The sequence below is a fragment of the Candidatus Thiodiazotropha sp. AKAK2 genome, from assembly GCF_058244685.1.
In genome coordinates this window covers 1-18,725 of the sequence record NZ_JBSYOP010000022.1, presented here as the reverse complement: position 1 = coordinate 18,725, position 18,725 = coordinate 1, and the positions used below count along the sequence as shown (strand labels likewise).

The following is an 18,725-nucleotide window of genomic DNA, read 5'->3' as shown; positions in this document are numbered from 1 at the left end:
TCCGAAGGTCTCTTTGGCGTTTTAAAGCGGCTTCATTCATTGATCACAGTCAATCAGTGAGTTACACAGATTGGTTGATAATCTTGTCGATTTTGAACAGAAGTGCCTGCGCGATATCGGGTCGGTCAATCTCTTCATTGATGATATCTTTGATTGAATCGAATTCGTTACATCGTTCAATTGTATCCATAACAAAACTGCCCATTGGACCAATCTCTTCCAGTAGACTGTTTTCGATTTCGGTTCTCTGTTGAGTGGAGAGCTGTATGGGGCGGTTATTGCCGGAGACAGTTTTTATAGCTGCTTTCGCTTGGTCGGACGCAGCTTCAATCATCTGTGCGTGGAGGGATAGGATCTTGTTGAAGATGGTTTCGTTATCTTCTAGCTGCATCTTCTTTATCAGGCTGGTGCTCTCCTCAAATCGGCAGGAGCCATGCTTGATTTTTGCGATCAATGGAATCGCTTTATCGCCGGTACGCAGTCTGCATTGGAGGGAGACGATACGACCCTGTTCAAGGCCGAATGTGGCGGAGTGTTGCTCGCTGCTGACGATAAAGAGATAGCCAGTGGATTTTCCCTTGGCCAATGAACGAAGTTCAAGAATGATCTCGGTAAGTGGTAGGTAGTTTGAGCTCATAAGTCACCAACCAGACTGTCATGCGGCCTGCTTTTTATCTGTTGATGTTTAATAAAAAAGTTTTTATCTAAAACTGTAAATCCAATTTTTACGCTTACTCGAAGCGTAAGTATTTTTTAATAACATAGAATTCCTTAGTATCCTAGCTTATCGGCAAAGAATGGTGTTCGAATTGCGTTGTAGTCGACAAGTAGAAAGATCGTGTCATGTGTTGCGCTTCATCTCTCCGCAGGTAAATGAGCGAGACAACTCACTGGTCTGCTATTAATTCAGTGCTTAATATGATTGGATTAGTGTTAACAGGCCCTAGTAACTGGTCTAATGTTTCGTGAACTCTGCGTTGAGATCACAGCATCTCTTGTGGGTCAACGTCGACAGACCAGCGTACCTTGCGGGCGTGAGGTAGCGTCGGGAATATCTCGATTGCTTCCGACAACCAGCGATGCAAAGGCAGGCGCTGATTTGATTGAATCAGAAGATGGGCTCTGGTCTTACCGGCCCGCCGCTCCATGGGAGCAGGGACCGGGCCCCAGAACTCAAGTTCTGCGGCGTGTTGGAGTTTCTGACAGGCTTGTAACAACTGTTTAAGAAACAGCTCAGGATAATCCGATCGAGTCGCTTCGGCGCGAATCAGAATCTGATGAGCATAGGGGGGCAACATAGCCATTTGCCGCTCCTGCATTGCCAGTTTGGCAAAAGCAGCATATCCCTGTTGGGTCAGCAGTTGCATCAATGGATGGTCGGGATGACGGGTCTGGATCATCACTCTTCCCGGGCGTTCGGCCCGCCCAGCTCTGCCGGCCACCTGCAGGATCAGCTGGGCCATTCTTTCAGAAGCTCTGAAATCGGCACCAAACAGCCCCTGATCAACATCCAGGATGGCGACCAGTGTGACGGCGGGAAAATGGTGTCCTTTGGCGATCATCTGGGTACCGATCAGCAGTGGGATACTGCCTGATTGGACCTGCTTCAATAGTTTTTCCAGACTGCCCTTGCGGCTGGTGGAGTCCCTGTCGATTCGTGCCAGGGGATAATTCGGAAAGTGCTGCTGTAAGATCTCTTCAACCCGTTCGGTACCTTGACCGATTGGGCGCAGATCGGGGCTGCCACAGCTGGGACAAACGGCCGGTTCTCTCTGCTGGTGACCGCAATGGTGACACCAGAGCATTTTCTGACGGCGATGATGAGTCATGCGCGCATCGCATCGGGGACAGTCGGTCAGCCAACCGCAGGCGTGACAGGTGAGCATCGGGGCGTAACCGCGACGGTTGAGGAACAACATCGCCTGCTCCCCGGCCTGCAGGGTCTGTTCAAGGTGTTTGAGCAGGGCGGGAGACAATCCCCCTTTGAGATGACCATTGCGAATGTCGATCAGTGAAAGGCTGGGCATGCTGGCATCGGCAGCCCGTTTCGGCAGATCGAGCTGGCGGTAACGGCCCTCCTGAACGTTTCTCAACGACTCTAGGGATGGGGTCGCAGAGCCCAGAATTACTGGGCAGCCGGTCTGCTGCGCACGAACCAGAGAGATATCCCTGGCGTTATAACGGAATCCTTCCTGCTGTTTGTAAGAGAGATCATGCTCCTCGTCGACAATTACCAGACCCAGGTCGGGCATCGGGGTAAACACGGCTGAACGTGTTCCGATGAGGATATGCTGCCGCATCTGACGTATGGCATGCCAGACTTTTTCCCGCTCTCCATCCGCCAGTCCGGAGTGCAGTACGGCAACCTCATGCCCCATGCGTTGTTGAAAACGCTGCAGCAGCTGCGGTGTCAGACCGATCTCCGGAACCAGGATCAATGCTTGGCGTCCCTGGGCCAGAACATCGGCTACCAGGTGCAGATAGACCTCGGTTTTTCCGCTGCCGGTTACCCCGTTGAGCAGAAAGGCCTGAAATCCATCCAGTTTTTCACGGACCTTGTCTACCGCCTGCTTTTGTTGTGGATTGAGCAGATAAGCCGCTTCACTGGGGAGTGGTTGGGGCGGTAGTTCACAGGGGGTAACCAGACCTTTATCAAGCAGACTGCGCAATACCGCAGGGGAGAGGTCGTGATCCTCCACAAGCTTGCTTTTGGCCAAGCCCTGGGGATGTCGTTGAAGTGCCAGGATTACACTGCGCTGCTTGGGTGCTCTGGAGAGACTGTCTGCATCCACAGTCTCGCCTGTCTGGGTCAGTCGCAGACCTGGAGGGCTGGTTTTGGAAGCGGTCGGTTTTTTTCTCAGGTTGACAGGCAGGGCATGAAATATGACATCACCCAACGGGTGCTCATAGTAGTCAGCCGCCCACTTCAGAAGACGCAGGTCTGATGGCTGGAGCAGCGGGGTATGGTCGAGTTGAGACAGAGCTCGTTTCAGTTTATCAGCCGGAACTGAAGACTTGTTGTTGGTTGAAATCAGTATGCCCACTCGGCTGCTGCGGCCAAAAGGTATCTCAAAACGGCATCCGGGGGCGAACGTAATGCCTTTGTCTTCGGGAGGTAGGTAGTCGAAGTAGCCGCGAAGGGGGCCGGCGAGCGCTATCTTTAATATGGTATCCGATTCCATCACGAGACTTCAGGGCCTGTTAACACTAATCCAATCAGCCCTGCTGGGGCTGCTTTATTTTCCAGCAAGGTGGAATGAGCGATGTGTGATTATTCTACATCAGTGAACGACTCTGTTAGCGGTTGAAATGGTTGTCGCGCCATTTCGGTTTGCCATACCCGTGGTCACTCTGCATTGTGCGTCGTTCAATTGCAATCTTCAGAGCTGTCTGTGGTGTTTTGGCGTGTTGATGGGAGAGAGGATTAGGGTGGTGTTATTGGGGTATAAAATGTTGTTATCAATGAGTTGGCGAAATGCACTGGTTTAAGGCAGGACTTTTTCCACAAGTGCTGTGGATAACTTTGTGGACATTTATGGAATAGAGGGCCCAAGGCCTTGTGTTTGTTGGATTACTGTTAATTTGACTATTTTTTTAGCAGTTTGACTAACACTATAATTAACAAGTAGTTATAGTATATTAACCACTTCTAATAGTAATAAAATTCGCAAAGCCTTGTATGTTGTGTTGCAACATTAGCACATTGTGAATAATCACTGGCTGCCAGAGGTGTGAAAGGGCGGGCTTTGATCCGCAGGATAGGGGGATTTGGCATGAATGATTGGCAGATTATCGCGCAGCACATTGCACACGCTACTGAAGCGCCATTCAGTCCGTTAGAGCCTAAAATGATCGGTGGGGGATGCATCAACACCGGGGTGCGCTTGAACGATGGTGAGCGCAGCTATTTCGTCAAACTCAATCGAAGTAGTTTGCTCGATATGTTCGAAGCGGAGTCAGAGGGACTTCAGGCCCTGGCCGATACCCATACCATTCGAGTACCCAGGCCGGTTTGCAGCGGTGTGAGTGGCGATCAATCCTATCTGGTGATGGAGTTTCTGGAGATGGGGCACGGCAGTCGGGATGGTGCGGAGATTGCCGGGCGCATGCTGGCCGCCATGCATCAGGTAGAGCAGCCCTATTTCGGATGGCACCGGGACAATACCATCGGTTCAACCCATCAGCCGAATCAAAGAGAGGATGACTGGATCGAGTTCTGGCGTGAGCAGCGTCTCGGTTTCCAGTTGCAACTGGCAGGAGAGAACGGATACCGGGGAAGTCTGCAGCGGCGGGGTGAGCGGCTGCTCGATCACTTTCATCTGCTGCTGGACCACCAACCGGTCGTGTCGATCCTGCATGGTGATCTGTGGGGTGGCAATTTGGCCTATGACCGGACGGGGCAGCCGGTAATCTACGATCCGGCGGTCTACTTTGGTGATCGGGAGGCGGATCTGGCGATGACCGAGCTGTTTGGCGGATTCGGCAACCGCTTCTACGATGCCTATCGGGAGAGTTTGCCCCTGTCGCCGGGCTACTCCACTCGCAAGGTGTTGTATAACCTCTACCACATTCTCAATCACCTCAATCTGTTCGGTGGTGGTTATCTCAGTCAGGCGGAGGGGATGATCGACCGGTTGCTGGCTGAAGTTTGAATCTAAGGAAGCTCTGAGCGAGTCATGAACCGACATCTCGTCACCAAAACGCACCACTTCTATGTTGCAGATCTTCTCAATAGCGGGCTATTACCTGCGATCTGCGCCTTGAATTGGTGCATTTTGATCGACAATCTGTTCGGCTCATGACTTGTTCGGAGGTTCCCTAAACCAGGAAGAATTCTGTCTGCAAATGAACACAAATATATGTGAGTTCTTCTGTGTCAGTGTCAACCGGTAGTGATGGGTAATATGATCAAACCGATACCGTCCGAATTGGACAATCCATTGAATCAGCAGATATTGACTCATCTTGATGGGCAGAGCTGTCATACAGACATCATTGCTCCGATTGAAAAGTGTCTATCCGAGCTTGAAGGTGTGAAGTCCTATTTTCCCGACAGTCAGAACTTTGCTTATATGCTCTGGTATGTGAATGGGATTGTTTTCGCCTATGCCTCGGGTATGCGGAATGTGGGTTTAAGATTGTCACAAAGCGCTGAATTGGGTTTGCCGATGACACCACAGCCTGAAAGCTTTAAGCAAGAAACTGGTTGGTACCCGGTACCCTACAACTCAGAAAATCTGCAGATGTTGGTTAACCGTGCCTATGAGTCAGCAGCAAACTCATAAGCGGATTTCAGCAGCTAAGCAAGAATAGAGGGAGAGGCAGGAAAGTCGTATGTGTTCATTTGCAGCCTGAAAATCGACTCAGACGATCTGCTGCAGTACTTCGAGCAGTCTTTGGTTCTCTTCCGCTGTACCGACGGTGATACGCAGAAACGCTTTGATTCGGGACTGCTTGAAGTGACGCACGATGACGCCCTGTTGCCGCAGTTTGGCTGAGATGGTCTCAGCCTGATGTCGAGGATGACTGGCAAAGACAAAGTTGGCTGCAGAAGGCAGCACCTGGAAACCCAGCTTTGTCAGTGCTTCGGTCAGGGTGTCCCGGGAGCTGATGATCTGTTGACGGATCTGCTGAAAATAGTCCTCATCCTTGAATGAGGCGATCGCCGCTTTGGCGCCGATTCGATCCATCGGATAGGAGTTGAAGCTGTCTTTGACTCGAATCAGGCCTTGGATCAGGCCCACATCCCCCATCGCCAGGCCAATCCTCAGGCCGGCCAGAGAGCGGGATTTGGAGAGAGTCTGCACCACCAGCAGATTCGGATAGCGGTCGATCAGCGAGGCGGCGCTTTCCCCGCCGAAATCGATATAGGCCTCGTCAACCACCACGGCAGAGTCACGATTACGCTTCAGCAGCTGTTCGATGTCAGATAACGCCAACAACCGCCCGGTGGGGGCATTCGGATTGGGAAAGATGATGCCGCCGTTTTCCATCGGATAATCTTCCAGGCCGATGGAGAAATCCTCTCTCAGGGGGATGGTGCGGTAATCAATGTTGTAGATGCCGCAGTAGACCGGGTAGAAGCTGTAGCTGATGTCGGGAAACAGTAGCGGCTTCGGCTGCTGGAACAGGGCGAAGAAGGTGTGGGCCAGAACCTCGTCAGAACCATTGCCGACGAACACCTGGTCGGCTTGCAGGCCATAATACTCAGCTACCACCTCACGCAGTTCGGCGGAGTCCGCCTGGGGGTAGCGCCGCAGATTCTCCCCCGCCTCTTCACGGATCGCCTCGATCACTTTGGGTGAGGGGGCATAGGGATTCTCGTTGGTGTTGAGTTTGACCAGTCGCGCAAGCTTGGGCTGCTCCCCCGGAACATAGGGGGATAGCTTATCGATGCCCGGGCTCCAGTAGGGATTCATGCTGATTAATCCTTGTCAGCCTTGAAACGGTATTCGGCAGAACGGGCGTGGGCGGTCAGCCCCTCACCGCGTGCCATCACCGAGGAGGTTTTTGCCAGGGTGTCCGCCCCATCTGGGGAGGCCATGATCAGGCTGGAACGCTTCTGGAAATCATACACGCCCAGAGGCGAAGAGAAGCGCGCTGTGCGGGATGTGGGCAACACATGGTTGGGCCCGGCACAGTAGTCACCCATGGCTTCGGCAGTGTGTCGGCCCATGAAGATGGCGCCGGCGTGACGGATGCTTTTTGCCATCTCCTGCGGATTGGCCACCGAGAGCTCCAGATGCTCAGGGGCGATGTGGTTGGCCACGTCCACCGCTTCGTCCATATCCTTGACCTCGATCAGCGCACCTCGCACTCGCAGTGCGGTGGCAATGATCTCCTGGCGTTCCATGGTCGGCAGCAGTCGGTCGATGCTGGCCTCCACCTGTTTCAGGTAGTCGCCATCGGGGCAGAGCAGGATCGATTGGGCGTCTTCATCATGTTCCGCCTGGGAGAAGAGATCCATGGCGATCCAGTCCGGTGCGGTCTGGCCATCGCAGACGATGAGGATTTCAGAGGGGCCGGCCACCATATCGATACCGACCTGACCGAATACGGCCCGCTTGGCGGTGGCCACATAGATATTGCCAGGGCCGACGATTTTATCCACCGGTGGTACGGTTTCAGTACCGTAAGCCAATGCCGCCACAGCCTGGGCACCACCCACGGCAAAAACCTTGTCGACCGAGGAGACGTGAGCGGCTGCCAAGACCAGTTCGTTGAGTTCGCCGTCCGGGGTGGGGACCACCATGATCAGCTCATCGACTCCGGCAACCTTGGCGGGGATGGCGTTCATCAGTACCGATGACGGGTAGGCGGCCTTGCCGCCAGGCACATACAGTCCAACCCGGTCCAGCGGGGTCACCTGTTGACCCAGCAACGTGCCGTCCGCCTCGGTGTAGGACCAGGAATCCATCAGCTGACGCTGCGCATAGGCGCGGATCCGATCGGCCGAGACCTGCAGCGCCTGTTGCTGCTCCGCGGGAATCGTCTCCCAGGCCTGTTGCAGACGACTCAGTGGGATCTGCAGATCATCAGCGCTGTTTGCCTGCCAGCGATCGAAGCGATGGGTGAATTCCAGCAGCGCCTCATTGCCTCGTTGACGGATAGCCTGAATGATCTGGTTGACCGTATCGTTAACACCGGTGTCGGAGACCGATTCCCAGGCGAGCAGGGCATCGAGCTGTTGCTGGAAGTCGCCGTTGCTGGTCGACAGTTTGCGTATGTCGCTCATCTTCAAGTTCTCTAAAATGGATAGTCCGGCTCCATCGGGAGACCGGAGTTTCAGTGAATCTGCCCGTCAATAATAGCGGATTGGCTGGGGCTATTTCTTGACTGCTTCGCGGAAGGCTTCGATCAGCTGCATGATCAGGCTGTGCTTCATCTTCCAGGAAGCCTTGTTGACCACCAGTCTGGAGCTGATATCACTGATATGCTCAAGCGGTACCAGTCCATTCGCCTTCAGTGTATTGCCGCTCTCAACCAGGTCGACAATGATGTCTGCCAGACCGACGATGGGTGCCAGCTCCATCGAGCCATAGAGCTTGATGATCTCGACCTGTTCACCCTTGGCGGCAAAATAGCGTTGCGCGCTTTTGACGTATTTGGTGGCCACCCGCAGGCGTCCTTTCTGTTCTACCGCGTCCGGGTAGCCGGCGGTCATCATGCGGCAGCGGGCGATATTCAGATCCAGCGGTTCGTAGAGCCCCTCACCGCCATGCTCGAGTAACACATCCTTACCGGCGATGCCGAGATCCGCTGCGCCATACTCCACATAGGTGGGTACGTCGGTGGCGCGAATGATCACCAGTTTAACCTGTTCATGATTGGTATCGAGAATCAGCTTGCGGCTCTTCTCCGGGTCGTCGGTAGGCTCGATTCCGGCATGGGCCAGCAGCGGCAGACTTTGATTGAAGATGCGGCCTTTCGACAGGGCGATGGTTATGGGTGCGTCAAATTTCATGATTGGTACAGGGTTAGCACAGCTTGGAAGCTGCAAGGATAACAAATGACGAAGCGGATGAAATCCGGGAAAGGGCGATTATTCCGCCGTCACCCGGTTTTTCATGCACTAACTGGGGATCCGTCGTATCTCGCCTCCCAGGCCGGCCAGCTTCTCTTCGATATTCTGATAACCCCGGTCGATATGGTAGATCCGGTCGACCAGGGTCTCACCTTCAGCGATCAGCCCGGCCAGCACCAGGCTGGCGGAGGCGCGCAGGTCGGTGGCCATCACCGGTGCGCCGGTCAGGTTTTCCGAGCCGGTGCAGATCGCTGTATTGCCTTCGAGTTTGATCTGGGCACCCATACGCTGCAGTTCATGGACATGCATAAAACGGTTTTCAAAAATGGTTTCGGTGACAATGCCGACCCCTTCCGCCACTGAGTTCAGTGCCGTGAACTGGGCCTGCATATCGGTAGGGAATGCCGGGTAGGGCGCGGTATAGACATCCACGGCCTTTGGACGGTTGCCCTGCATGTCGAGGCTGATCCAGTCATCACCGGTTTCAATCACCGCACCGGCCTCGCGCAGTTTCTGCAGCACTGAATCCACCAGTTCGGGGCGGGTGTCGCGTACTTTGATGTTGCCTCTGGAGATGGCGGCGGCAACCAGGAAGGTGCCGGTTTCGATCCGGTCGGGCAGTACGTTGTATTCGGTGCCCTGCAGACTGTCCACACCCTCGATGGTGATAGTAGGCGATCCGGCGCCACTGATCTTGGCGCCCATCAGGTTGAGGCATTCGGCCAGATCGACCACTTCCGGTTCCCGTGCGGCATTCTCGATCAGGCTGGTGCCTTTCGCCAGGACAGCGGCCATCATCAGATTCTCCGTGCCGGTCACCGTCACCATGTCCATTACGATACGGGCTCCGTGCAGTCGTTTGCAGCGGGATCGGATGTAGCCGTTTTCGACATCGATGTCCGCCCCCATCGCACGCAGGCCTTCGATATGCAGATTCACCGGGCGTGATCCGATGGCGCAACCACCGGGCAGGGAGACATCGGCCTGGCCGAAGCGGGAAAGCATCGGACCCAGTACCAGGATTGACGCACGCATGGTTTTAACCAGTTCGTAGGGTGCGTTGAACTCCTTGATGGTATTCGCATCCACCTCGATGCCCATCTTTTCATCCACCATCAGGCTGACGCCCATGCCTCCGAGCAGTTCCATGGTGGTGGTGATGTCCTGCAGGTGCGGTACATTGCCGACCCGCATCGAGGTTTCGGACAGCAGGGTGGCGGCCAGAATCGGCAGTGCTGCGTTTTTGGCGCCGGCAATCCGTACCTCCCCCGATAGGGGTGTACCCCCGCGAATGATCAATTTATCCATGGTTGTCCCGGATAGCCAGTTTTTAACAGGCCCTACTGTAGATTGAATCAGCCCTGGGTCTAGCACCTATATCTATGTAAAGGATATAGGCCTGAAGTCTGGTTTTAGGACCAGGTTGGGTATGGAAAGCGACAGTCGTGGAAGCTCACTGTCCCGCTGAAATCCACCCAACCCCGGGGTTTCTGACGAAAAAGACAGGAGATGATAACGAAAATGGATGGAAAACGGGAGTATTTGTAGAAAACTTACTCAATCGGTGCTGTCAGCGTCGACTCACCGCCTGGTCGATGTACCGTTTGATGGCGCTCTGTCCCGCTTCGTCGATGCCGGTAAACTCCATCCGGCAGAGCCAGTCCTCACCGTTTTTCTCGTTATCGAGAATCTTCGCGTAGATGTGGCTGCTCTGCTCGCTCATCATTGAGGTATAGAGGGTGATGCGGATGTCCGACAAGGCCTGCAGCTCGATCGGTAGACGTGCCTGCAGTCCATAATAACTCAGGTCGATGGCCTGCCCGGCATAGCTTGTTTCAGATACGGTCTTGTTTTTAAGGGTTTGAAAAGTTAACGGAAAATCGACTTCTATGCGTGGGCTTTTGCGGGATTCAACCCGTGGGACTTCAAGGAACCTTGGGCGCTTGGTGGAGATCAGCTCATACAGTTTGACCGGCGTCTGCTTGCCTTTGACCAGTACCTGGTTCGGCTTTTCGCACTCGATAAAATCTTTAGCCAGTTCCCGGGAGTGTTCGCTGAGCAGGATCTGGCCTCTCAGGCTGTAGGCCTCGATACGTGAGGCGAGGTTAACCTCATCACCGATTACCGTGTACTCGTGATGCAGCTCCGATCCCAGGTTGCCGGCAACCACCTCACCGGTGTTGATACCAATGCCCATGAACAGTCTGGGGTGTCCATGCTGGATGTTTTCGCTGTTGATGCTCTGCATGCTGCGTTGCATCTCCACGGCACAGGCGATGGCGCGCTCCAGATCGTCTTCCCGCTGCTCCGAGAGGCCGAAAAGGGCCATGATGGAGTCGCCCATGAACTTGTCGATGGTGCCGCCGAAACGAAAGATGATCTCGCACATGCGGGAGAAGTAGAAGTTTAGGATCTCAATGATGATATCGGGTTGGTAGTGTTCCGAGAGTGCGGTGAAACCTCTCAGATCGGAGAGTAGAATGGTGACCTGTTTGGTCTCCGGTCGAATACCTCCCTCGGGAGTGTCGAGAGATTTGATCAGCGCCTGGTGAAGCCGGCTTCTTTCAGTCGGTGAGAGCTGGGTTTGCAGGGTCTTGCCGACGGTATCGATAATTCTCTCGATCTCTTCGGCGTGTTTCATGAAACAGCTCCTTATTGGATTTCTTCTCTGTCCCGAGTGCTCGGCGGTAGCTCGAAGGAGCCTCATTGGCCGCACCGCAGCGTGGCACTGAAGTGCCGGAATCGGTTGTCAGGCCATGGTTTCAGTATAGCCAGACAGGCGTGATCTGAAACCCGATGAATAACGGGTGATAGGGCCCCGGCAAGGGCTGCTCAACCGCTGCAAAGCTCGGATCTACTCATCAAATGCCGGGCGCTCTCCGGAAACGGTTTTCAGATTGAAGGCGTCGCTGCCGCGCCAGCCGCCAACCATCAGCTCGGTGCCGGGTGGCAGGCCGGCAATATGCTGCATCAGATCCTGGGAATTATTGAGTTGGATCTGGTTGATGCTTGTGATCACATCGCCCGGCCGTAAGCCGGCTCGGCTTGCCGGGCCGTTTTCCAACACCCCGGTCACCAGGACACCGTCCTCAATGTGCAGGCCAAACGCTTCAGCCAGCTTTTTCGTCACATCCTGTCCCTGGATGCCGATCCAGCCCCGTACCACATGTCCGGTGCTGATCAGCTGTTGCATGATGCCCTGGGCGAGATCGAAAGGGATGGCAAAACCGATCCCGTGGGAGCCGCCGGTCTGGGAGAAGATGGCGGTGTTGATGCCGATCAGTTCGCCATGGCCATTCACCAGCGCGCCTCCGGAATTACCCGGGTTGATCGCCGCATCGGTTTGGATGAAATTCTCGAAGGTGCTGATACCCAGTCGCGATCGGCCGGTGGCGCTGATAATGCCCATGGTCACGGTCTGTCCCACACCGAACGGATTGCCGATGGCGAGTACCACATCCCCCACCTGCTGGGTGCTGGAGTGGCCAACCGGTATCGGTTGCAGGGATTCTTCACTCTTGATCTTCAGCACCGCCACATCGGATTCCGCGTCACTGCCCACCACACTGACACTGACGCTCTGACCGTTGGCCAGCACCACTTTGATCTCGTCGGCGCCATCGATCACATGGTGGTTGGTCAGCATGTAGCCGTCTTCCGTGACGATCACCCCGGAGCCAAGGCTGGTATCCAGGCGTTGACGGGTCTTTTCCGGCAGAATGCTACCAAACAGGTGCTGCAGAACCGGATCCTTGAAGCGCATCGCCTGGGATTCGGTGGTGATTTTCGTGGAAAAGATATTGACCACCGATGGGGCAGCCCGTTCGACCGCCTCCGCATAGGATACCGGGCCGGATTCTCTGGGCAGGTTGATCTCCGGCTGGTTGGCCGTTGATGCGGCGGGTGGGTTTGCCGGTTGCGGTGCGAATATGCGGTCAGGCATCAAAAAAAGAACAACGAAGGCCCCTGCCAAACCGGCGGTCAAGGCCGTGAGTAGTAGTGATAGCAGTCTTTGCATACGCATCGGATGATCTAGTGTGGTAAAAACGTTACTTCTGGCAACTCTAAATTGAAGTTTAGGTTGAGTTGATGGTTGAGAAAAAGTTTCAAATTCGCTGGACAGTGCTCGAAACCTCATGCGCAGAGCACACCAGGCCCCAGTAGAGCCCTATAGCAGGCAAACATAACATGATTGAACTGATTACGCTTGAAAACTACTGTAACCATTTGTTGGCAGCGGATAGCTTCGATGACTACTGCCCTAACGGTATCCAGGTCGAGGCCGGCACCACAGTTGGTAAGTTGATGGTGGGAGTGACTGCCAGCCAGGCGCTGATCGACGCGGCGGCAGACTGGGGGGCGGATGCCTTGCTGGTTCATCACGGCTATTTCTGGAAGGGTGAGCCGCAACCACTGCGTGGCATCAAAGGACAGCGGATTGCCAGCCTCTATCGTCAAGGCATCAGCCTGCTTGCCTACCATCTGCCGCTGGATGCCCATCAGGAGTTTGGCAACAACCGTCAATTGGGCAATCATCTGGGTCTGCCCCAGGCGGAAGCTTCAACCGCCGGGCAGGGCCTGGTGTGGACGGCCGAGTTCGCCCAACCCCAATCGCCGCAAACCCTGAATGCAAAGCTGGCCGAGGTGCTGGGCAGGGAGCCGCTGCATATCCGTGCCGAGCGGCCACAGATCAAGCGGCTTGGCTGGTGTACCGGCGCGGCCCAAGGTTATATCGAGCAGGCCGCCGCGCTGGGGCTCGACGCCTATATATCCGGTGAGGTGTCGGAGCCCACGGTGCACCTGGCCAGGGAGCTCGATATCCACTATTTTGCGGCAGGCCACCATGCAACAGAGCGCTATGGTGTTGAGGCCTTGGGACGCCATCTGGCTGAGCGCCATCAGCTTGAATGGCGCTTTTGCGATATTGAAAACCCCGTTTAAATGGAGTGGCTTTACACGGTTTTATTTATCTTCGCCATGTGAATGCGCCTTGACCAACATGGTCACATTGTGGAGAATGCGCGGTTAATTTTCATTGTTTTATGTAAGTATATTCTAATGTCCTGAAAATGTGGGCTGGGAAGGGGCCGTTTCGGCTTCGAAGGCTCATGACAGTATCCGGGGAGTCCATAAAGTTATGAGCGCAGATGGCGTTGATTTAAAGAAGCGGCGTACCCTTACGCTTGCTACCAGTGCGGTCGGAGCGGTTGGTGCCGGTTTCGTGATCTATCCATTTCTGGCGGCCTGGGCCCCCAGTGAGAAGGCCAAGGCGGCAGGTGCGCCGGTTGAGGCTGATATCGGCAAGCTTGAAGCGGGTCAGCTGATGCGGGTGAAATGGCGCGGAAAGCCGGTTTGGATCGTTCATCGTACCGATAAGAACCTTACCGATCTGCCGTCACTGGATGGTGTCTTGGCCGATCCAAACTCCGATGATACCGGACAGCAGCCAGACTACTGCAAAAACCCAACCCGGGCGGTCAACGACAAGTATCTTGTCGCTGTGGGTATCTGTACTCATCTGGGTTGTTCTCCCACCTACCGTCCTGAAGTGGCTCCCGAGGATCTCGGCGCTGATTGGAAAGGTGGCTTCTTCTGTCCTTGCCACGGTTCGCGATTCGACCTGGCTGGTCGCGTCTACGCCGGTGTGCCTGCACCGAAAAACCTGGAAATTCCCCCATACCAGTATCTCTCTGAGACGAAGATTATGGTCGGTGCCGACGGAGGTTCATCCTCATGAGTATGATGAAAAATTTTATGACTTGGATAGACGACCGCTATCCGGCGACCAAGGTCTGGAACGAGCACCTGGCGCAATACTACGCCCCCAAGAACTTCAACTTCTGGTACTTCATGGGCTCACTCGCCCTGCTGGTACTGGTTATTCAGATCCTCACCGGCGTCTGGCTGGCGATGAACTACAAGCCTGATGCGGAACTGGCATTCGGTTCTGTGGAATACATCATGCGTGATGTGGACTGGGGCTGGTTGATTCGTTACATGCACTCAACCGGTGCTTCAGCCTTCTTCGTGGTGATCTATCTGCACATGTTCCGTGGTCTGATGTACGGTTCATACCGTAAACCAAGAGAGCTGCTGTGGATCATCGGTGTGATCATCTACCTGGCGATGATGGCGACCGCTTTCTTCGGTTATCTGCTGCCCTGGGGTCAGATGTCCTACTGGGGCGCCCAGGTTATCGTCAACCTGTTCTCAGCGGTGCCGGTGATCGGTCCGGATCTGGGTGTCTGGGTTCGTGGTGACTATGTCATCTCCGATGCAACCCTGAACCGCTTCTTTGCCCTGCACTTCCTGTTGCCTTTCATCTTGGCTGCACTGGTGTTCATTCATATCGTTGCGCTTCATAAAGTCGGCTCCAACAACCCGGATGGCGTGGAGATCAAGAAGGGTCCCAAGGGCAACCGCTGGTCTGACAAAGCGCCTGCTGACGGCATTCCTTTCCACCCTTACTACACAGTGAAGGATATTGCCGGGGTTGCCGGATTCCTGTTCATCTTCGCGGCGGTGGTATTCTTCGCGCCGGAGATGGGTGGCTACTTCATCGAGCATCCAAACTTCGAACCAGCCAACCCGCTGAAGACGCCTGAGCATATCGCGCCGGTGTGGTATTTCACGCCGTTCTACGCGATTCTGCGTGCTGTGCCCTCGATTGCCGGTTCGGCCTTCCCGGGTGTGGTGGCGATGTTTGCCTCGATCCTGATCATGTTCTTCATGCCCTGGCTGGATCGCAGCCCGGTCAAGTCGATCCGTTACAAAGGTATGCTCTATAAAGTGATGTTGTGGGTCTTCGTGGTCAACTTCATCCTGCTGGGTTATCTGGGTACACAACCGACCACTGACCTCTACAAGCTGTTGGCGCAGATCGGCACCATCTACTACTTCGCCTTCTTCCTGCTGATGCCGATCTACAGCAAGATGGACAATACCAAACCCGTGCCAGAGAGGGTGACCGAATGAAAAAGCTGATTGTTGCATTCTTATTAGCCGTGACCCCGATGCTCGGGCTGGCAGCCGGTGGCGGCGTGCCGCTGGACGACGCGGACATCGATCTGAGCGATCAGGCCTCCCTGCAGCGCGGCGCCAAGTACTTCATGAACTACTGCCTGAGTTGTCACTCGGCCAAGTACCAACGCTATAACCGGATGGCGAAGGATCTGGGTCTGACCGAGCAGGAGGTCATCGATAACCTGATGTTCACCACCGACAAGATTGGTGGCACCATGAACATCGCCATGACGGCCGAGAAAGGTACTGAGTGGTTCGGTAATCCGCCACCGGATCTGAGTGTTATCGCCCGTGCCCGTGGTGTGGACTGGCTCTACACCTACCTGCGTGGTTTCTACATCGATGAGAAGCGTCCTTTCGGTGTCAACAACCGGGTCTTCCCCGATGTGGGCATGCCCAATGTGTTGTGGCAGTTGCAGGGTGATCAGAAAGCGGTCTTCAAGACCGAGGTTCACAACGGCACTGAAACCGAAGTGCTGGATCGCCTGGAACCCGCCAGCGAAGGCACTATGAGCCCGGAAGAGTTCGATCAGGTTGCGCGTGATATTACCGCCTTCCTGAGTTACATCGGTGAACCGATCCAGATGGAGAGAAAACGCCTGGGTGTCTGGGTGTTGCTGTTCATTGCGGTGTTTTTCGTGATGTCCTATCTGCTCAAAAAGGAGTACTGGAAGGACGTTCACTAGAACTCATTGGTGTTTAGCTGACAAAAAGGCGTACAGTTGCGTTATACTGTGCGCCTTTTTTTATGTGAAAATTATTTTTCCGGCACAAAATCCACTGGTTGATGGCGTGTCAGAAATTTTGGAGAGAGGCAATAAATGGCAGCAGTTGCGAATAAACGCTCAGTGATGACCCTCTATTCGGATCCGACGGACCCCTACTGCCACCGGGTCAGGATGGTGTTGGCGGAAAAAAACATCACCTACGAAGTGGAGGATATCGATCCGCTGAACGTACCCGAAGAGGTGATGGAGCTGAATCCCTACGGAACCCTTCCCACCCTGGTGGACCGGGATCTCAAGCTGTACGAGTCCCGCATCATCATGGAGTATCTGGATGAGCGGTTTCCCCATCCGCCCCTGTTACCGGTCGATCCTGTCTCCCGTTCCACATCGCGTTTATTGATGTATCGGGTCGAGTCGGACTGGTATCGTCAGCTGGATATCATTCTGAGTGGCAAGAAAGAGGCGGCAAAGGCTCGTAAAGAGCTGCGTGAGAGTCTCATCTCCACGGCACCGGTATTCGGTGCCAAACCCTTCTTCATGAGCGATGAGTTCTCCCTGGTGGATTGTGCCATTGCACCGCTGCTGTGGCGCCTGCCTGAAATGGGCATCGAGATTCCGACCAGCGCCAAGGGCCTGCACGAATACTCCAAGCGTCTGTTTGAGAAAGAGTCATTCATCAAGAGTCTGTCTGAAGCTGAACAAGAAATGCGTGGATAAACCTCGGTTCCGCAGTTAACCGCTCCATTCTGTTGCTTAGTTGAAGAATGACATGAAAAAGTGTTCGAAAGAGGGTATCACCCGCTGGGGGAGTCACGCTACAGAGCGAGTAATACACCTGTGGCGGCGCATGGCGGCGTTGCAACTCCTTGCCCTAGATTACGACAAGCGCACACATCAACCTGTCCATCTGCGGACTCTAGGTTAGACCATGTCAGAGATGACATCCAATCGTCCCTATCTGATCCGGGCCCTCTATGAGTGGCTGGTGGATAACGACAAAACCCCCTATCTGATGGTCAATGCAGAGTATCAAGGGGCAGTGGTGCCAATGCAGTTCGTCGAGAACGGACGCATCATTCTGAATGTGGATCCATCTGCCGTGTCCGGACTGGAACTGGGTAACGACTGGATCAGTTTCAGTGCCCGCTTCAGGGGTGCTGAGGAAGAGATCCTCATCCCCCCAGGCGCGGTGATGGGGATCTACGCCAAGGAGAATGGCCAGGGTATGCTGTTTCCGGAAGAGGAAGTGGATACCGACAGTGAACCGGAAGACGACCCGGATCCTAAGCCACCCAGCAGCCGTCCGGCGCTGAAGGTTGTCAAATAGCTTAATCCTGCTGCTGCTCCGATGGTTCAGCTGGGGGTTGAGGCGGCTGAGGGATATCCATGTGCAGGCTCACATTGTGGATGCCCATCATCACCAGATAGCCGGTTCGGCGCCCCGATCCCTCAAGACTGTAGTCAAAGGCGTAGACACGACGCAGTTTCGGGCCGCTGCGCAACCAGCGGACTCCCAGCCGGTGCAGCGCCACCGTCTGATCCAGAAACTGAACCCCATGGCTTTGACAACTGCTGCGGCTGATCCGGATCGCCACCTCTCTGACTTTCAAACTGTCCCGCCAGAACCAGGCAATCAGCATCAGCAGGAGTAACAAATTGAGTGTTGAATAGGACATGGGGTGGTGTTGTGATCTGTCGGATTATAAGGATTCTACCTGATTGGCGACCGTACAGGGGTTGCGCATTTACTTTTTTATCAGGCCAGTCGCGGCGTTATGCCTACACTAGAAGTTATGGGTCAGATACACATTGTAACGGCAGACATCACCCGGCTGGAAGTCGATGTTATCGTCAATGCCGCCAATACAACTCTGCTTGGCGGTGGCGGGGTGGATGGTGCCATTCATCGGGTCGCTGGTGGGGAGCTGCTCGACTACTGCCGTAGCCTCGGCGGCTGCCAGGTAGGTGAGGCGAAACTGACGCCCGGTTTCAAATTGCCCGCAAAATGGGTGATTCATACGGTTGGGCCGATTTGGCAGGGTGGCACCCTGGGTGAACCGAAACTGCTTCGGGACTGTTACGAGAACAGCCTCGCCCTGGCGTCAGAACACAAGCTGCAGCAGATCGCCTTCCCCGGTATCAGCACCGGCGTCTATGGTTATCCCAAGGACGAGGCGGCTGAGATCGCCCTGTCGGTGATGCAAGCCTGGCGGGAACGTTTCCAACGCATTATCGCATGCTGTTTCAGTGAGGCTGATGCGGAGCTCTATCAAAACGCCTGTGCTCAGTGCATTAGGGAATAAGTCTCTATGGTTGATCCCAGCTTTGGAATCTCTTGCTGGCTCTGTATCTGAAGTTGCCTGTGCCTTGATTGGAAAGGTGATATCATGCGCTCCTTACAGGACAGGCCTAAGCTGAATGGCGCTTACCTTAAGCCGCATCTGGTGGGG

The 18,725-nt window shown here is 54.7% G+C and carries 18 protein-coding genes; 9 read left to right on the top strand and 9 right to left on the bottom strand.

Annotation, left to right across the window (positions count from 1 at the left end; all coding sequences use genetic code 11):
- Positions 1–61 precede the first annotated feature (61 nt).
- Together AC4IE8_RS08900 and AC4IE8_RS08895 are read right to left on the bottom strand one after the other, a co-directional pair.
- Complete coding sequence (locus AC4IE8_RS08900; protein ID WP_490790824.1) at positions 62–637, bottom strand: hypothetical protein; 576 nt, start codon at positions 635–637, stop codon at positions 62–64.
- Positions 638–983: 346 nt separating this feature from the next.
- On the bottom strand, positions 984–3,182 hold the full coding sequence (locus AC4IE8_RS08895; RefSeq protein WP_068994477.1) for a primosomal protein N': 2,199 nt from the start codon (positions 3,180–3,182) through the stop codon (positions 984–986).
- Between the two features lie 591 nt (positions 3,183–3,773).
- Here AC4IE8_RS08895 and AC4IE8_RS08890 point away from each other — a divergent pair.
- Entirely contained in the window at positions 3,774–4,652 is an 879-nt protein-coding gene (locus tag AC4IE8_RS08890) for a fructosamine kinase family protein (RefSeq protein ID WP_490790823.1), read from the top strand.
- A gap of 252 nt (positions 4,653–4,904) precedes the next feature.
- Positions 4,905–5,285: a hypothetical protein gene (locus AC4IE8_RS08885; protein ID WP_490790822.1), complete on the top strand. Its 381-nt coding sequence runs from the start codon at positions 4,905–4,907 to the stop codon at positions 5,283–5,285.
- 78 nt (positions 5,286–5,363) lie between these two features.
- On the opposite strand, the gene hisC is transcribed toward AC4IE8_RS08885, so the two are convergent.
- The 6 genes from hisC to AC4IE8_RS08855 all read right to left on the bottom strand — a co-directional run bounded on the left by hisC (position 5,364) and on the right by AC4IE8_RS08855 (position 12,548).
- On the bottom strand, positions 5,364–6,419 hold the full coding sequence (gene hisC / locus AC4IE8_RS08880) for a histidinol-phosphate transaminase (protein ID WP_490790821.1): 1,056 nt from the start codon (positions 6,417–6,419) through the stop codon (positions 5,364–5,366).
- 5 nt (positions 6,420–6,424) lie between these two features.
- A complete protein-coding gene (gene hisD, locus AC4IE8_RS08875) occupies positions 6,425–7,735 on the bottom strand; it encodes a histidinol dehydrogenase (RefSeq protein WP_068994466.1) in 1,311 nt (436 codons plus the stop codon).
- Between the two features lie 90 nt (positions 7,736–7,825).
- Complete coding sequence (gene hisG / locus AC4IE8_RS08870; RefSeq protein WP_068994464.1) at positions 7,826–8,464, bottom strand: ATP phosphoribosyltransferase; 639 nt, start codon at positions 8,462–8,464, stop codon at positions 7,826–7,828.
- Between the two features lie 108 nt (positions 8,465–8,572).
- Complete coding sequence (gene murA, locus AC4IE8_RS08865) at positions 8,573–9,832, bottom strand: UDP-N-acetylglucosamine 1-carboxyvinyltransferase (RefSeq protein ID WP_068994460.1); 1,260 nt, start codon at positions 9,830–9,832, stop codon at positions 8,573–8,575.
- A gap of 262 nt (positions 9,833–10,094) precedes the next feature.
- Positions 10,095–11,165 carry an adenylate/guanylate cyclase domain-containing protein gene (locus tag AC4IE8_RS08860; RefSeq protein ID WP_068994459.1) on the bottom strand — a complete coding sequence of 357 codons (1,071 nt, stop codon included), beginning with the start codon at positions 11,163–11,165 and terminating at the stop codon, positions 10,095–10,097.
- Positions 11,166–11,378: 213 nt separating this feature from the next.
- Positions 11,379–12,548 (bottom strand): trypsin-like peptidase domain-containing protein, encoded by a 1,170-nt coding sequence (locus AC4IE8_RS08855; RefSeq protein ID WP_083226179.1) that lies wholly within the window; start codon positions 12,546–12,548, stop codon positions 11,379–11,381.
- A gap of 164 nt (positions 12,549–12,712) precedes the next feature.
- Here AC4IE8_RS08855 and AC4IE8_RS08850 point away from each other — a divergent pair, with 164 nt between their 5' ends.
- The 6 genes from AC4IE8_RS08850 (at position 12,713) to AC4IE8_RS08825 (ending at position 17,602) form a co-directional block, all read left to right on the top strand.
- Entirely contained in the window at positions 12,713–13,465 is a 753-nt protein-coding gene (locus AC4IE8_RS08850; protein WP_068994456.1) for a Nif3-like dinuclear metal center hexameric protein, read from the top strand.
- A gap of 196 nt (positions 13,466–13,661) precedes the next feature.
- Positions 13,662–14,261 carry a ubiquinol-cytochrome c reductase iron-sulfur subunit gene (gene petA / locus AC4IE8_RS08845; protein ID WP_068994452.1) on the top strand — a complete coding sequence of 200 codons (600 nt, stop codon included), beginning with the start codon at positions 13,662–13,664 and terminating at the stop codon, positions 14,259–14,261.
- Entirely contained in the window at positions 14,258–15,499 is a 1,242-nt protein-coding gene (locus AC4IE8_RS08840) for a cytochrome b (protein WP_068994449.1), read from the top strand. The genes petA and AC4IE8_RS08840 overlap by 4 nt, the downstream gene beginning before the upstream one ends.
- Positions 15,496–16,233, top strand: a complete 738-nt coding sequence (locus AC4IE8_RS08835) for a cytochrome c1 (protein WP_068994446.1) — start codon at positions 15,496–15,498, stop codon at positions 16,231–16,233. The genes AC4IE8_RS08840 and AC4IE8_RS08835 overlap by 4 nt, the downstream gene beginning before the upstream one ends.
- 135 nt (positions 16,234–16,368) lie before the next feature.
- Positions 16,369–16,992, top strand: a complete 624-nt coding sequence (locus tag AC4IE8_RS08830; RefSeq protein WP_068994443.1) for a stringent starvation protein A — start codon at positions 16,369–16,371, stop codon at positions 16,990–16,992.
- Positions 16,993–17,203: 211 nt separating this feature from the next.
- A complete protein-coding gene (locus tag AC4IE8_RS08825) occupies positions 17,204–17,602 on the top strand; it encodes a ClpXP protease specificity-enhancing factor (protein ID WP_490790820.1) in 399 nt (132 codons plus the stop codon).
- Position 17,603: 1 nt separating this feature from the next.
- Here the strand turns inward: AC4IE8_RS08825 and AC4IE8_RS08820 are convergent, their stop codons facing one another.
- Positions 17,604–17,951, bottom strand: a complete 348-nt coding sequence (locus AC4IE8_RS08820) for a DUF3301 domain-containing protein (RefSeq protein WP_068994440.1) — start codon at positions 17,949–17,951, stop codon at positions 17,604–17,606.
- 99 nt (positions 17,952–18,050) lie between these two features.
- Here AC4IE8_RS08820 and AC4IE8_RS08815 point away from each other — a divergent pair, with 99 nt between their 5' ends.
- On the top strand, positions 18,051–18,578 hold the full coding sequence (locus AC4IE8_RS08815) for an O-acetyl-ADP-ribose deacetylase (RefSeq protein WP_490790819.1): 528 nt from the start codon (positions 18,051–18,053) through the stop codon (positions 18,576–18,578).
- Positions 18,579–18,725 lie beyond the last annotated feature (147 nt).

Coding starts and splice junctions, on each gene's coding strand:
- AC4IE8_RS08900 (WP_490790824.1), bottom strand. CDS start 637: ATGAGCTCAAACTACCTACCACTTACCGAGATCATTCTTGAACTTCGT.
- AC4IE8_RS08895 (WP_068994477.1), bottom strand. CDS start 3,182: ATGGAATCGGATACCATATTAAAGATAGCGCTCGCCGGCCCCCTTCGC.
- AC4IE8_RS08890 (WP_490790823.1), top strand. CDS start 3,774: ATGAATGATTGGCAGATTATCGCGCAGCACATTGCACACGCTACTGAA.
- AC4IE8_RS08885 (WP_490790822.1), top strand. CDS start 4,905: ATGATCAAACCGATACCGTCCGAATTGGACAATCCATTGAATCAGCAG.
- hisC (WP_490790821.1), bottom strand. CDS start 6,419: ATGAATCCCTACTGGAGCCCGGGCATCGATAAGCTATCCCCCTATGTT.
- hisD (WP_068994466.1), bottom strand. CDS start 7,735: ATGAGCGACATACGCAAACTGTCGACCAGCAACGGCGACTTCCAGCAA.
- hisG (WP_068994464.1), bottom strand. CDS start 8,464: ATGAAATTTGACGCACCCATAACCATCGCCCTGTCGAAAGGCCGCATC.
- murA (WP_068994460.1), bottom strand. CDS start 9,832: ATGGATAAATTGATCATTCGCGGGGGTACACCCCTATCGGGGGAGGTA.
- AC4IE8_RS08860 (WP_068994459.1), bottom strand. CDS start 11,165: ATGAAACACGCCGAAGAGATCGAGAGAATTATCGATACCGTCGGCAAG.
- AC4IE8_RS08855 (WP_083226179.1), bottom strand. CDS start 12,548: ATGCGTATGCAAAGACTGCTATCACTACTACTCACGGCCTTGACCGCC.
- AC4IE8_RS08850 (WP_068994456.1), top strand. CDS start 12,713: ATGATTGAACTGATTACGCTTGAAAACTACTGTAACCATTTGTTGGCA.
- petA (WP_068994452.1), top strand. CDS start 13,662: ATGAGCGCAGATGGCGTTGATTTAAAGAAGCGGCGTACCCTTACGCTT.
- AC4IE8_RS08840 (WP_068994449.1), top strand. CDS start 14,258: ATGAGTATGATGAAAAATTTTATGACTTGGATAGACGACCGCTATCCG.
- AC4IE8_RS08835 (WP_068994446.1), top strand. CDS start 15,496: ATGAAAAAGCTGATTGTTGCATTCTTATTAGCCGTGACCCCGATGCTC.
- AC4IE8_RS08830 (WP_068994443.1), top strand. CDS start 16,369: ATGGCAGCAGTTGCGAATAAACGCTCAGTGATGACCCTCTATTCGGAT.
- AC4IE8_RS08825 (WP_490790820.1), top strand. CDS start 17,204: ATGTCAGAGATGACATCCAATCGTCCCTATCTGATCCGGGCCCTCTAT.
- AC4IE8_RS08820 (WP_068994440.1), bottom strand. CDS start 17,951: ATGTCCTATTCAACACTCAATTTGTTACTCCTGCTGATGCTGATTGCC.
- AC4IE8_RS08815 (WP_490790819.1), top strand. CDS start 18,051: ATGCCTACACTAGAAGTTATGGGTCAGATACACATTGTAACGGCAGAC.